The sequence below is a fragment of the Pseudomonas sp. ABFPK genome, from assembly GCF_001586765.1.
GTDB lineage: Bacteria > Pseudomonadota > Gammaproteobacteria > Pseudomonadales > Pseudomonadaceae > Aquipseudomonas > Aquipseudomonas asiatica.
The window spans coordinates 1-13,444 of record NZ_LQXW01000034.1 but is presented as its reverse complement, the minus strand read 5'-3'; the positions used below and the strand labels follow the sequence as shown (position 1 = coordinate 13,444).

Sequence of the window (13,444 nt, the reverse complement as noted above, 5' to 3'; positions counted from 1 at the left end):
GGAAAGCTGCTCCTACAGGTACGGCGCAGGCCGTGCGGCATGTGCCGTACCTGTAGACATGGGGCTTACTTACGAGTCAGGCCATCAGCCCGGAACATCTGCCGGATCCCGCGGATCGCCTGGCGAATACGATCCTGGTTCTCGATCAGGGCAAAACGCACATGGTCATCACCATAATCACCAAAACCGATCCCCGGCGACACACAAACCTTGGCTTCGGCCAGCAGTTTCTTGGAAAACTCCAGCGAGCCCAGGTGCGCATATTCCGGCGGAATCTTCGCCCATACGTACATCGAGGCCTTGGGGTTCTCGACCATCCAGCCCAGCTCGTGCAGCCCCTTCACCAGCAGGTTGCGGCGCTGGCGGTATTGCTCGGCAATGTCTCGTACGCACTGCTGGTCGCCTTCCAGTGCTGCAATGGCAGCCACCTGCAGCGGGGTGAAGGTGCCGTAGTCGTGGTAGCTCTTGATCCGCGCCAAGGCACTGACCAACTCGGGGTTGCCGACCATGAAGCCGATCCGCCAGCCAGCCATGTTGTAGCTCTTGGACAGGGTGAAGAACTCCACCGCGATGTCCTTGGCCCCCGGCACCTGCATGATCGATGGGGCTTTCCAGCCGTCGTAGACGATGTCGGCATAGGCCAGGTCATGGACCACCAGCACTCCATACTGCTTGGCCAGGGCCACCACGCGCTCGAAGAAGTCCAGCTCCACGCACTGAGCGGTGGGGTTGGACGGGAAGCCGAGGATCATCATCTTCGGCTTGGGGATCGACTCGCGGATGGCCCGCTCGAGTTCGTTGAAAAAGTCCACGCCCGGCACCAGCGGTACCGAACGCACCTGGGCACCGGCGATCACCGCCCCGTAGATATGGATCGGGTAGCTGGGGTTGGGCACCAGCACCGTGTCGCCCTGGTCGAGGGTAGCCAGCATCAGGTGCGCCAGGCCTTCCTTCGAGCCGATGGTGACGATGGCTTCGCTTTCAGGGTCGATGTCGACCTCGTAGCGTTCCTTGTACCAGTTGGAGATGGCCCGACGCAGGCGCGGGATGCCGCGAGAGGTGGAGTAGCCGTGGGTATCTTCACGCTGGGCGACCTGCACCAGCTTCTCGACGATGTGCGGCGGGGTGGCGCCATCGGGGTTGCCCATGCTCAGGTCGATGATGTCCTCGCCACGGCGGCGGGCGGCCATCTTGAGCTCGGCAGTGATGTTGAAGACGTAAGGGGGCAGACGATCGATGCGCGCAAAGCGGCGCGGCGAACCTGGGTTGGCCATGGCTTCCTCTGAGTACGTAAGCGCCCGGAACCGTCCGAGCGACGCTGGCCGATATGGCGGCCTGGATCAGAAGATAATGCCGATACAGGATGCCTGTAAAGGACAATTTCCTGTTTTCATAGATCTTTTCAGATGTATTTTTTGAAAATAAGAAATTTATATTCTGTTGTGCCGGCCTCTTCGCGGGCGAGCCCGCGAACGAGGCCGGCACAGAAAAACGCCCATAAAAAAACCCGGCACAGTGGCCGGGCTTTTTCGTGAAACAGGCAGCAGTATCAGCGTGCGTATGTCATCAGCACGTCCGCAGCGGTCTGGCTGTCCACACCCATCATCACGCTCAGGGCAGTGACGGTGAGGATGGAGAAGCCGAACACCTTGCGCGCCCACTTGCTGTCGTCCTCGGCCTTGTAGCCAGCCCAGGCCATGTACAGCCAGTACAGGCCCATGGCTGCTGCCACGGCCAGATAGCCGAGGCCGGCGTAACCGCCGAGGGTAAGCATCAGGGTTGCGAGCACGAAAGCCAGCACGTACAGCACGATCTGCTTCTTCGCCGCGAGGATGCCACGTGCCACCGGCAGGACCGGAATGTTGGCAGCGCTGTAATCCTTGAAGCGGAAGATCGCGATGGCGAAGCTGTGCGGCATCTGCCACAGGCTGAACATCACCAGCAGGGTAAACGCAGCCAGGTCGAAGCTGTTGCTCACGGCGCAATAGCCGATCACCGGAGGCATGGCACCAGACAGGCTACCGACCAAGGTGCCGTGCACCGATTTACGCTTCAGCCACAGGCTGTAGAAACCGACGTAGACGATGAAGCCGATCAGCGCACAGAACGCCGACAGCGGGTTGGCCTGGACATACAGCAGGCTGAAACCCGCCACCCCGAGCAGGGTGGCGTAGATCAGCGCGAGGGGCAGCGACATGCCGCCCTGGACCATGACGCGGTTCTTGGTGCGCTCCATCTTGTGGTCGATGTCACGGTCGATGCAGTTGTTGAACACGCATCCGGACGCAACCACCAGCGAAGTACCGATCACCACCGCCAGGAACAGGGCGAAATCCACATGGCCCTTCGAGGCAAGGAAGAAACCGCCTGCCACGGAAAGCACGTTACCGAAAATGATCCCCGGTTTGGTGATTTGGATAAAGTGCTTAACGGACATGCAGTCTTACCTCACTTGGCCAACATTTCGAAGTGGATGCTGAACATGATCCACAGCGACAGGCCGACAAGCAGAGCGATCACCAGGGTGGTGAACAGGAACGTCGAAACGTTGTTGCGCTGCTCTTTCGAGCGGTCCATGTGCAGGAAGTACACGAGGTGCACTACTACCTGGATCACGGCCATGGCAACAATGATCAGAACGGTCAGGTTCTTCGGCAGGCTTGGCGACATGGCCAGGCCGAACGGGATCGCAGTCAGGATGATCGACAGGATGAAGCCGATCATGTACGACTTGACGCTGCCGTGGTTACCTTCGTGATGAGTGTCGTGTGCGTTAGCCATTACAGAACTCCCAGCAGGTAGACGACGGTGAATACGCAGATCCAGACCACGTCCAGGAAGTGCCAGAACAGGCTCAGGCAGCTCATGCGGGTCTTGGCGGTCGGCGTGATGCCGTGCTTGTTGATCTGGTACATCATGATTGCCATCCAGATCAGGCCGGCGGTCACGTGCAGACCGTGGGTACCTACCAGGGCGAAGAAGCCCGACAGGAAACCACTGCGGTTCGGGCCGTAGCCCTCGGCGATCAGGTGATGGAATTCGTAGATTTCCATCGCGATGAAGCCTGCACCGAACAGGAAGGTCACAGCCAACCAGCCCAGTACGCCAGCTTTCTTGCCGTCGAACATCTTCAGCATGGCGAAGCCGAAGGTGATCGAGGACAGCAGCAGGAACAGCGTTTCAACAGCTACGAAATCGAGCTGGAAGATGTCATGACCCGACGGGCCGCCGGCAAAACTGCCGGACAGCACCGCGTAGGTAGCGAAGAGCGACGCAAACAGGATGCAGTCGGTCATCAGGTACAGCCAGAAACCGAGTACGGTCATCTGGCCCGAGTCGTGGTGGTGGTCGTCATGCCCATGGTCGTGACCATGAGCAGCACCGTGCATTACTTGACTGGACATTGATTACACCCGCTCAAACGATTCGACACGTGCGCCGGCAGGCAGAGCACCTGCTTTGGCCAGCGCTTTCATGCGCTCGCCTTCGATGCGCGCCACTTCTTCGGCCGGAACCATGTAGCCCTGGTCGTCACGCGCAGCGTGGCGAACGAAGACAGCGATGGTTGCAACCAGGCTCGCGCCAACCAGCCACCAGATGTGCCAGATGAAGGCGAAGCCGAAGACGGTCAGGAACAGGCCCATGAACAAACCGGTGGAGGTGTTGCTCGGCATGTGGATCGCTTCGTACTTGGCCGCAGGCTTGTAGGCAACACCGGCTTCCTTGGCTTCGTGCCAGGCGTCCAGGCCAACCTTCTCAGGCATGTGGGCGAAGTTGTAGAACGGAGGTGGCGACGAAGTCGACCATTCCAGGGTACGGCCGCCCCATGGGTCGCCGGTCACGTCCAGGTTCTGGTTGCGGTCGCGAACCGATACGTACAGCTGGATCAGCTGGCAGGCGATACCGAACAGGATCAGCACGGCGCCGACAACGGCTACGTACAGGTAGGGTTCCCACAGTGGGTTGTCGGAGTGGTTCAGACGACGAGTCATGCCCATGAAGCCCAGGGCGTACAGCGGCATGAACGCTACGTAGAAGCCCGAGATCCAGAACCAGAAGGCAGCCTTGCCCCACTTCTCGTTCAGGGTGAAACCAAAGGCTTTCGGGAACCAGTAGGCGAAGCCGGCGATGTAGCCGAATACCGCACCACCGATGATCACGTTGTGGAAGTGAGCAATTACGAACAGGCTGTTGTGCAGCACGAAGTCAGCACCTGGAACAGCCAGCAGAACACCAGTCATGCCACCGATGGAGAAGGTGATCATGAAGCCCAGGGTCCACATGATCGGCGCGGTGAAGCGCAGACGGCCCTGGTAGATGGTGAACAGCCAGTTGAACAGCTTCACACCGGTCGGAATGGAGATCAGCATCGTCGCCAGGCCGAAGAAGGTGTTGACGCTGGCGCCGGCACCCATGGTGAAGAAGTGGTGCAGCCATACAGCGAAGCCCAGCACGGCGATGGCGCCCGATGCGTAGATCATCGAGTGGTGGCCGAACAGACGCTTGCCTGCGAAGGTGGAGGTAACTTCCGAGAACACACCGAAGGCCGGCAGGATCAGGATGTAAACCTCAGGGTGACCCCACGCCCAGAACAGATTGACGTACATCATCGGGTTCCCACCAAGCTCGTTGGTGAAGATGTGGAAGTCCAGATAACGGTCAACAGTCAGCAGAGCGAGTGCAGCGGTCAGGATCGGGAAGGAAGCCACGATCAGCACGTTGGCCCAGGTGCAGGTCCAGGTGAAGATCGGCATGTCCATCAGTTTCATGCCAGGTGCGCGCATCTTCATCACGGTGACGAGGAAGTTCACGCCGGTAAGCGTCGTACCCAGGCCTGAGAGCTGTAGCGCCCAGATGTAGTAGTCGACACCCACCCCAGGGCTGTACTGAATGCCCGCGAGCGGCGGATAGGCAACCCAGCCGGTCTTGGCGAATTCACCAACGCCCAGCGAGATGTTGACCAGCAGCACGCCTGCCAGCAGCAGGTAGAAGCTCAGGGAGTTCAGGAACGGGAAGGCAACGTCACGTGCACCGATCTGCAGAGGAACCGCCAGGTTCATCAGGCCGGTGAAGAACGGCATCGCCATGAAGATGATCATGATCACACCGTGAGCGGTGAAGATCTGGTCATAGTGTTCAGGCGGCAGGTAGCCTTCGGAGCCACCGGTAGCGGCAGCCAGCTGGGTACGCATCATGATGGCGTCGGCAAAGCCGCGCAACAGCATGACCATCGCGACGATGATGTACATCACCCCGATTTTCTTGTGGTCGACAGTCGTCAACCACTCGCTCCACAAGTAGGTCCACTTGCGGAAGTAGGTGATAGCACCGACGACAGCGATACCACCGAGCGCGATCATGGCAAGCGTCACCATGACTATCGGCTCGTGATAGGGTATCGCCTCCAGGCTTAGTTTACCGAACATCTCTTACTCCTCTGCACCGGCAGCTGGTTGCATACTCGATTCCACACCCTTGGTAGTGGCCAGATCTTTGCTGCCTGCTTCTTCGTGGCTCGGACGACCGCGGTTCATGCCTTCGTACTTGTCGACGATCAGCTGGAACTGGTCAGGCGAAGCCTCGCTATACAGCGCGACCGGGTTGTTTTCGCTTGGTTTGGCCAAGGCGTCGTATTCGGCCTTGTCCAGCTTCTTCGGCGACTGCTTGACCTCGGCGACCCACTTGTCGAAGTCTTCCTGAGAGGTGGCAGTAGCCTTGAATTTCATGCCGGTGAAGCCAGCACCGCTGTAGTTGGCGCTGATACCGTCGAACTCGCCGTTTTCGTTGGCGATCAGGTGCAGCTTGGTGGTCATGCCGGCCATGGCGTAGATCTGGCCGCCCAGGCCCGGGATGAAGAACGAGTTCATCACGGCGTCGGAAGTGACGCGGAAGTTGACCGGGGTGTTAGCCGGGAAGACGATCTTGTTGACCGTGGCAATGCCCTGCTCCGGGTAGATGAACAGCCACTTCCAGTCCAGTGCGACCACGTCGATCTGCACCGGCTTCACATCGGAATCCAGCGGACGGTACGGGTCCAGCTTGTGGGTGGAGTGGTAGGTGAAGTAGCCCAGGGCGATGATGATCAGGATCGGGATGATCCACACCGCGGCTTCGATCTTGGTCGAGTGCGACCAGTCGGGGGTGTAGGTGGCAGCCTTGTTGGAAGCACGGTACTTCCAGGCGAAAACCACGGTCATGATAATGACAGGAATCACCACCAGCAGCATCAGGCCGGTAGCGATCAGGATCAGGTTCTTTTGCTCAATGCCGACCTGACCTTTCGGGTCGAGCAGGGTCCAGTTGCACCCACTGAGTAAAAGCATGCCTAAAAAGGGCAATATGCCAAACAGTCTGGGGTAACGCTTTTTACTCATCTCACGACCTCTAGATCAGCTTGCTTCAATGCAATTTGTGTTTTGGTAGCCAGCACTTCGTCCTGCCAAGTGAGGCATTTCGCGCCCGTACTCGCTCCTGCCCGGGGTCCGACTGCAGGACCTTGGCGTCAAGCGGGTTAGCGGTGCTTATGGTTTCGTAGGCAACAGGCCTGTACTTCAGACCAAGTCCATTTGGTGCGGGAAAACGCGGAGGGGGATCCGCCCGGTCTCGCCGTTGGGCGAAACTTGACGAAGTCAGCAAAAAGGAGCGCTGAGGCTTCCTTCAATCCTGCGACTCGCAAGCAGTGCCGAACGGAAATTGGGGGCGATTGTAGATAGGTCGCCAACCCTTGACTATGACTTATTGAGCAACAGTCCTTTACAGAATCTGCAACAATACCGCTCAAAAATTCAACTTCGCGACAGTTTGTCGCACCCCGCTTGATAGGCCCCAAAGCCGCATTCTGCAAGGCCTCCGGGTTGATCTGGATCAAGCGGTGAGCGAATTTTCCCTCTTCTCATGCGGCGTAAAAGACCACATGCCACTCGGTACTTTTGTCTAAGCCTGGCGTCGGTTGCGATAGATCCCGAGCGGAACCAGTACAGCCGTAAGGACGAACGCCACCAGTGCCCATTGCGCCAGCGACAGACCGAGGATCGGCGGGTACGGCGTGCTGCAGAAGCCGTCGACCTGGAACACCAGCGGCCAGAGCTTGGCCAGCGGCAGGTCGTCCACGATCGGCTGCAAGGTGTCGATGCCGCAACTGACCATGGGGTTGGCGAGTATATACACATGGTTGCCGGCCGCAACGATTCCGCCGATGGCGCTGAGCACCACCAGTGCCTCGAAGAAGGTGAGGCTACGGCGCCCGGGCATGGCCGCGGCGATGAAGGCAAACACGGCGATGAACAACAGCGCATAACGTTGCAGGATGCACAGCGGGCACGGTGCCTCGCCCAGGACTATCTGCATGTAGAGGGCGCCACCGATCAGCGAAATGCAGATCAGGCCCAACAGTACCAGAAAGCGCCGTTCCCGATTCAGGCGCGATGTTTGTTCGTTCATTGCCGGTTCCTTCGATGGATAGTGGCAGCGTGATCCGCCTGCCTGGCGCAAGTCTACACGCTGTGCAGGGCCTTTGAGCGTGCCGAGGAAGCGGCGTGATAGCGCTGCGCAGGGCTATCCGGTGTGGCTGAGACCGGCCGCAACGACGTCGGTTCAACGCCGGGCGGCAAAAAAGCGGCTGCCCGGGTGCCGCGCAGGGGCAAGCCCCTCGACACCCGGGAGTGAAGGATACCGTGATTAAAGGAGGATTAAAGATGAAAGCTGCACAGCCGCTTTCATCTCTCCTTTATATATAGGCAGGAAGGTGAGGTGCGGCCCAGCCGCTGGCAAGCCAGCCCCCAGGCGACGAATGCGATCGACCGTTTCGTTCTCGATTACCCACGGGCGGGAGCAATGCTGCAAGGGAGCTGGCTTGCCAGCGGCTGGGATGAATACTCTGTGAGCCTGTACCGGCCTCTTCGCGGGTAAACCCGCTCCCACAGGGATCGCGCAGGCATTGAAATCTGCGCGATCCCTGTGGGGGCTGGTTTGTTGAAAACCACTAAATTTCCCACAGATCCCCACAAGGTTTGAAACCTGTGCGGTCCCTGTGGGAGCGGGTTTACCCGCGAAGAGGCCAGTGCAGGCGCTACATCACTCCAGCGCAGCCGCCGGCCCGAAGAACTCGTAGCGGCTCTGCTGCTCTGGCACACCCAGGCCCTTCAACTGGCGCTTGACCGCCGCCATGAAGCCCTTGGGCCCGAGGAAGTAGGCATCCACGTCTCGCTCTTGCGGCAGCCACTCGGCCAGCAGGTCTTCGCTCAGCAGGCCCACGGCATCAGCCGCGCCGCCACCCTGCGGTTCTGCATAGCAGTAGAAGCGCTTGAGCTGCGGGTGACGCTCGGCCAGCTCGTCGACCCAGGCGCGGAACGCATGCACGGCGCCGTTACGGGCGCAGTGAATGAAATGCACCTCACGCTGGGTTTGCAGTGCCGCCTGCAGCATTGGCAGGGTCGGGGTAATACCCACGCCACCGCTGATCAGCACCAGCGGCTTGTCGCTCGCTGCCAGGGTGAAATCGCCAGCCGGCGGGAACAGCTGCAGGGTATCGCCCACCGCCAGCACATCGTGCAGGTAGTTGGAGACCTTGCCACCCGCCTCGCGCTTGACGCTGATGCGGTATTCCTTGCCGTCGCACAGTGCCGACAGGGAGTAGTTGCGGCGCTGCTCGGCGCCGTCGATGTCCAGCTTCAGGCCGATGTACTGGCCAGGCTCGGCCTTGAGCACCGGTTTGCCATCCACCGGCGCAAAGTAGAACGAAACGATTTCGCTGCTTTCCTGCTCACGGCGCACCAGGCGGAATTCGCGGGTGCCGCGCCAGCCGCCTTCGGCTTCTTCCTTCTGTTTATAGAGGTTCTCTTCCGCGCCGATCAGGATGTCGGCCAACTGGCCATAGGCCGCGCCCCAGGCGTCGATCACGGCGGGGGTGGCGATTTCCTTGCCCAGCACTTCTTCGATGGCGCGCAGCAGGCAGCTGCCGACGATGGGGTAGTGCTCCGGCAGAATCTGCAAGGCAACGTGCTTGTTGATGATCTGGCCGACCAGGCCGCCAAGCTGCTCCAGCTGGTCGATGTGGCGGGCATACATCAGCACGCCGTTGGCCAGGGCGCGCGGTTGGTCACCGCTGGCCTGGTGGGCCTGGTTGAACAGCGGGCGCACTTGCGGGTACTCGCTGAGCATCATCTTGTAGAAGTGGGTGGTCAGTGCTTCGCCGCCGCTTTCCAGCAGGGGGACAGTGGCCTTGATGATTGCACGTTGTTCGGCATTGAGCATTGCAAGAACTCCTGAGCCTGTGGCTTCAAATGACTGCCCGAGCTGTTACATCAATCATGCCAACTTTTATCTCCAGCAAAATCAGGGGTTTGACGCAGGTCATGTCAAAACGACCCACCTCGACGTATAGTCATATAGACCCACAGGAGTCCATATGACCACGAAGCCCCTGCTCACCACCCTGCTGCCCCTGGTCAGCGACCTTTCCCGCGACCTGCCCGACCAGGAACGCTATCGCCGCCTGCTGCAGGCCATGCGGGGGTTGCTGCCCTGCGATGCCGCCGCGCTGCTGCGCCTGGACGGCGAGTGGCTGGTGCCGCTGGCAGTGGACGGCCTGAGCCCCGATACCTTGGGCCGGCGCTTCCGAGTCAGCGAGCATCCACGCTTCCAGATCCTGCTCAGCAGCCGGGAACCCACCCGCTTCGCCAGCGACTCCGAGCTACCCGACCCTTACGACGGCCTGGTCAACGCCCCTGATGCCAACCTGGAAGTACATGACTGCATGGGTTGCCCGTTGATGGTCGACGAGCGCCCTTGGGGCCTGGTTACCCTCGATGCCCTGACCCCTGGGCAGTTCCAGAGCCTGGAGCTGGGCGCTCTGCAGGCCTTCGCCAGCCTTGCCGCCGCCACGGTCACCGTGGCCGAGCGCATCGAGCACCTGGCCCTGCGCGCGGAAGACGAACACCATCGCGCGGAGATCTACCGCCAGGCCAGCGGCCAGGACAAAGAGCTGATTGGCCAGAGCCCCGCGCACAAGCGCCTGGTCGAGGAAATCCGCCTGGTCGGTGGCAGTGACCTGACCGTACTGATCACCGGTGAGACCGGCGTCGGCAAGGAGTTGGTGGCCCAGGCCCTGCACCAGGCCAGCAACCGCGCCGACAAGCCGTTGGTCAGCCTCAACTGCGCCGCCCTGCCTGACACCCTGGTGGAAAGCGAACTGTTCGGCCATGTACGCGGAGCCTTCACCGGCGCCCATGGCGAGCGCCGCGGCAAGTTCGAGCTCGCCAATGGCGGCACATTGTTCCTCGACGAAGTCGGTGAACTGCCACTGACGGTGCAGGCCAAATTGTTGCGCGTACTGCAGAGCGGCCAGTTGCAACGCCTGGGCTCGGATCGCGAACACCGGGTGGATGTGCGCCTGATCGCAGCCACCAACCGCGACCTGGCAGCAGAGGTGCGTATTGGCAACTTCCGCGCCGACTTCTACCACCGCCTCAGCGTATACCCGCTGCACGTTCCGCCGTTGCGCGAACGTGGGCGTGATGTGCTGCTATTGGCTGGCTACTTCCTCGAACAGAACCGTTCGCGCCTGGGCCTGAACAGCCTGCGCCTGAGCAGCGAAGCCCAGGCCGCGCTGCTGGCCTACGACTGGCCAGGCAACGTACGTGAACTGGAACATCTGATCGGCCGCTCGGCGCTCAAGGCGCTGGGCCAACATTCCGACAGGCCACGCATCCTCACCCTGGAAGCCATCGACCTGGACCTGCGCGCAACCGCAACGCCCGACACCCCGCCCTCCCCTGCCGCGCCCTTGCCGGCGGCACCGCTAGCCGAAGGGGGCCTGCGCGAAGCCGTCGACGACTACCAGCGCCAGCTGATCGAGGCTTGCCTGCAGCGGCACCAGGAAAACTGGGCAGCGGCTGCCCGGGAACTCGGCCTGGACCGCGCCAACCTTAGCCGCCTGGCCCGTCGGCTGGGGCTGCGCTAATTGAACCAGCGCGGTACCTGTGGGAGCGGCTTTAGCCGCGAAGAATCCAACGCGGTGCATGGCACCGGCCGCGCCGGTGTTCGCGGCTAAAGCCGCTCCCACAGGGTCCCGAGCATTCCTTGGCTCGGTGCAAAATGACTAAAGCCAAGCCCGAACAGGCCGATAACCGGTTATCCCCTGTTCCCCACGAAGGTCACCATGGCCACGCAAAATGCCCGCGCGGACTCGCTGTCCCTGCTGCTGTTCACCCTGCGCAGCGGCAAGTTGATGGCAATCAACCTGCTCAAGGTCAGCGAGATAATCCCCTGCCCGCCGCTGACCAAGCTGCCCGAATCGCACCCCCACGTGAAAGGCGTGGCAACCCTGCGCGGCAATTCGCTGTCGGTCATCGACCTGTCCCGCGCCATTGGCGAACGGCCGCTGGCCGACCCGGACGGCGGCTGCCTGATCGTCACCGAGATCAGCCGCTCGCGCCAGGGCCTGCATGTGCAGGCGGTCAGCCGCATCGTGCATTGCCTGAGCACCGACATCAAACCACCTCCCTATGGCTCGGGCAGCCGCTCGTTCATCACCGGCGTGACCCGGGTCGACAACACTCTGGTGCAGGTGCTGGACATCGAAAAAGTCATCCACGCCATCGCCCCGCCGGTGCCCGAACCGCATCACGCCACCCTGAGCGAGGAAGACGCCAGCCTGCTGGCCGCCGCCAATATCCTGGTGGTGGATGACAGCCAGGTAGCCCTGCAACAGTCGGTGCACACCCTGCGCAACCTCGGCGTCGAATGCCATACCGCGCGCAGCGCCAAGGACGCCATCAACGTGTTGCTGGAGCTGCAGGGCACCGCGCAGGAAATCAACGTGATCGTCTCCGACATCGAAATGAGCGAAATGGACGGCTACGCTTTCACACGCACCCTGCGCGAAACCCCCGACTTCCAGCACCTGTACATACTGCTGCACACCTCGCTGGACAGCGCGATGAGCAGTGAAAAGGCGACCCAGGCCGGGGCCAATGCCATCCTCACCAAGTTTTCCTCGCCAGAGCTGACCGATTGTCTGGTGGTGGCGGCGCGCGCCGTGGTGTTCGCCGAGCGCTGATATATTCGGAGACAAACTCCCCGGCTTGCCGTCGGGGTCGAGTCGGGCATAATTCGCCCCCCTCGCAAGTAACTTGCCGGAATCCGTATGAAGTTTTTCAGCTCTATCCTGATCAGTTTCGCCCTCTTCAGCGGTATCGCCCAGGCCTCCAGCAGCCAGGCCTGGAACGAGCAGCGCCAGCAGATGCTCAAGGCTTGCCTGGCCGCCAGCCAGTTCAAGGATGCTCACGCCCGCAGCAAGCCGGCCGAGTTCGATGACCAGGTCGGCATGAGTGCCCTGCTGATCGAAGGCGTCTACCCCCAGAAGCACATGCAGCAGCGCACCGGCACCGAGCTTTGCTTGTACGACCGCCAGCACCAGCGCGCCTTCGTCAGCGAGTGGAGCCCGGAAGCCAAGTGACCGACAGCCTGCGTTTCGCCTGTACCGGCTGCGGCAAGTGCTGTACCGGCCACCACGTGCCCTTGACCCTGGAGGAAGCGCGCCGCTGGGCGGACGACGGTGGCCAGGTGGTGGTGCTGATCGAAGCCTTCGTGGCAGACGGCCCTGGCATGCCGGTAGAACAGCGTGATCATGTGCTGCGTCGGTCCCATCCCGTGCCCTGTGGCGACGGCGAGGCACGAGTATCGGTGACCTTTGCCGCCTTCAACCCCGGGCGCTGCCGCAACCTCGACGACAACGACCTGTGCACCATCTATGACCAGCGGCCGCTGGTCTGTCGCATCTACCCGGTGGAAATCAACCCGCATATCCCGCTGCGACCAGGCAGCAAGGACTGCCCGCCGGAAGCCTGGCAACAGGGGCCGGAGCTGATTCACGGCAGGCAACTGGTCGATGCCGGGCTGGAGGCGCTGGTGCAGGCCTCGCGCCAGGCCGACCGCGATGACATCGCCGCCAAGGTGGCGGTGTGCCAGGCGCTGGGCATGACCACCAGCGCGCTCAAGGGCAACGGGTTTACTGCCTACTTGCCTGACATGGGCGCGTTCAGCGCGGCCCTGGCCCAGGTACCGGAGGTTGGCCGGGCACAGTGGACCCTGCATGTGGAGGACGCGGCGCTGGTGGCGAGCTTGCAGGAACATGGTTTGCGCACCACCAGCGAGCCCCCGGTGTATTACGCCTTCATCAGCTTCTAGCTATGCCTTGGCGGGGCAACTGTCCTGTTCCAGATCTATGAACCGGCGCCATCCCTGTGGGAGCGGCTTTAGCCGCGAACACCGGCGGAGCCGGTGCCATGTACCGCGCTGGATTCTTCGCGGGTAAACCCGCTCTCATCAAACAAAATGCAACCCGCTGTTTTTTAAGCACCTTAGGCTGCCACCAATTGATATCCCAGCTTTCGGGCTTTGCGAAGCAAAGCCCGAAGCTGTCGGTCTTGGCTTTTGGCTTCGA

General features: G+C 61.3%; 12 protein-coding genes. 4 read left to right on the top strand and 8 right to left on the bottom strand.

Features of this window, described 5'->3' with window-relative positions:
• Positions 1 to 65 precede the first annotated feature (65 nt).
• The 8 genes from alaC to hmpA form a co-directional block, all read right to left on the bottom strand.
• Complete coding sequence (alaC, locus tag WM94_RS19235) at positions 66 to 1,274, bottom strand: alanine transaminase (protein WP_013970982.1); 1,209 nt, start codon at positions 1,272 to 1,274, stop codon at positions 66 to 68.
• A gap of 275 nt (positions 1,275 to 1,549) precedes the next feature.
• Positions 1,550 to 2,437: a heme o synthase gene (gene cyoE / locus WM94_RS19230; protein WP_013970981.1), complete on the bottom strand. Its 888-nt coding sequence runs from the start codon at positions 2,435 to 2,437 to the stop codon at positions 1,550 to 1,552.
• Positions 2,438 to 2,448: 11 nt separating this feature from the next.
• Positions 2,449 to 2,781 (bottom strand): cytochrome o ubiquinol oxidase subunit IV, encoded by a 333-nt coding sequence (gene cyoD / locus WM94_RS19225; protein WP_003259128.1) that lies wholly within the window; start codon positions 2,779 to 2,781, stop codon positions 2,449 to 2,451.
• Entirely contained in the window at positions 2,781 to 3,404 is a 624-nt protein-coding gene (gene cyoC, locus WM94_RS19220) for a cytochrome o ubiquinol oxidase subunit III (protein ID WP_023661242.1), read from the bottom strand. The genes cyoD and cyoC overlap by 1 nt, the downstream gene beginning before the upstream one ends.
• A gap of 3 nt (positions 3,405 to 3,407) precedes the next feature.
• Entirely contained in the window at positions 3,408 to 5,426 is a 2,019-nt protein-coding gene (gene cyoB, locus WM94_RS19215) for a cytochrome o ubiquinol oxidase subunit I (RefSeq protein WP_013970980.1), read from the bottom strand.
• 3 nt (positions 5,427 to 5,429) lie between these two features.
• Entirely contained in the window at positions 5,430 to 6,374 is a 945-nt protein-coding gene (gene cyoA, locus WM94_RS19210; protein ID WP_015268993.1) for a ubiquinol oxidase subunit II, read from the bottom strand.
• A 559-nt stretch (positions 6,375 to 6,933) separates the two neighbouring features.
• Complete coding sequence (locus tag WM94_RS19205; RefSeq protein WP_039613829.1) at positions 6,934 to 7,440, bottom strand: disulfide bond formation protein B; 507 nt, start codon at positions 7,438 to 7,440, stop codon at positions 6,934 to 6,936.
• 633 nt (positions 7,441 to 8,073) lie between these two features.
• Complete coding sequence (gene hmpA / locus WM94_RS19200) at positions 8,074 to 9,252, bottom strand: NO-inducible flavohemoprotein (RefSeq protein ID WP_061551910.1); 1,179 nt, start codon at positions 9,250 to 9,252, stop codon at positions 8,074 to 8,076.
• 154 nt (positions 9,253 to 9,406) lie between these two features.
• On the opposite strand from hmpA, the gene norR reads away from it, so the two are divergent.
• The 4 genes from norR to WM94_RS19180 all read left to right on the top strand — a co-directional run bounded on the left by norR (position 9,407) and on the right by WM94_RS19180 (position 13,188).
• On the top strand, positions 9,407 to 10,960 hold the full coding sequence (norR, locus tag WM94_RS19195; protein WP_061551909.1) for a nitric oxide reductase transcriptional regulator NorR: 1,554 nt from the start codon (positions 9,407 to 9,409) through the stop codon (positions 10,958 to 10,960).
• Between the two features lie 198 nt (positions 10,961 to 11,158).
• Positions 11,159 to 12,058: a chemotaxis protein gene (locus WM94_RS19190; RefSeq protein WP_015268990.1), complete on the top strand. Its 900-nt coding sequence runs from the start codon at positions 11,159 to 11,161 to the stop codon at positions 12,056 to 12,058.
• 87 nt (positions 12,059 to 12,145) lie between these two features.
• A complete protein-coding gene (locus WM94_RS19185; RefSeq protein ID WP_013970974.1) occupies positions 12,146 to 12,457 on the top strand; it encodes a hypothetical protein in 312 nt (103 codons plus the stop codon).
• Positions 12,454 to 13,188, top strand: coding sequence for a YkgJ family cysteine cluster protein (locus WM94_RS19180; RefSeq protein WP_061551908.1), 735 nt, complete (start codon positions 12,454 to 12,456; stop codon positions 13,186 to 13,188). Before WM94_RS19185 ends, WM94_RS19180 begins: the two co-directional genes overlap by 4 nt.
• The last annotated feature ends 256 nt before the right edge of the window (positions 13,189 to 13,444 follow it).

Excerpts from the sequence above, each read along its gene's own strand:
- alaC (WP_013970982.1), bottom strand. The coding sequence starts at position 1,274 with ATGGCCAACCCAGGTTCGCCGCGCCGCTTTGCGCGCATCGATCGTCTG.
- cyoE (WP_013970981.1), bottom strand. The coding sequence starts at position 2,437 with ATGTCCGTTAAGCACTTTATCCAAATCACCAAACCGGGGATCATTTTC.
- cyoD (WP_003259128.1), bottom strand. The coding sequence starts at position 2,781 with ATGGCTAACGCACACGACACTCATCACGAAGGTAACCACGGCAGCGTC.
- cyoC (WP_023661242.1), bottom strand. The coding sequence starts at position 3,404 with ATGTCCAGTCAAGTAATGCACGGTGCTGCTCATGGTCACGACCATGGG.
- cyoB (WP_013970980.1), bottom strand. The coding sequence starts at position 5,426 with ATGTTCGGTAAACTAAGCCTGGAGGCGATACCCTATCACGAGCCGATA.
- cyoA (WP_015268993.1), bottom strand. The coding sequence starts at position 6,374 with ATGAGTAAAAAGCGTTACCCCAGACTGTTTGGCATATTGCCCTTTTTA.
- WM94_RS19205 (WP_039613829.1), bottom strand. The coding sequence starts at position 7,440 with ATGAACGAACAAACATCGCGCCTGAATCGGGAACGGCGCTTTCTGGTA.
- hmpA (WP_061551910.1), bottom strand. The coding sequence starts at position 9,252 with ATGCTCAATGCCGAACAACGTGCAATCATCAAGGCCACTGTCCCCCTG.
- norR (WP_061551909.1), top strand. The coding sequence starts at position 9,407 with ATGACCACGAAGCCCCTGCTCACCACCCTGCTGCCCCTGGTCAGCGAC.
- WM94_RS19190 (WP_015268990.1), top strand. The coding sequence starts at position 11,159 with ATGGCCACGCAAAATGCCCGCGCGGACTCGCTGTCCCTGCTGCTGTTC.
- WM94_RS19185 (WP_013970974.1), top strand. The coding sequence starts at position 12,146 with ATGAAGTTTTTCAGCTCTATCCTGATCAGTTTCGCCCTCTTCAGCGGT.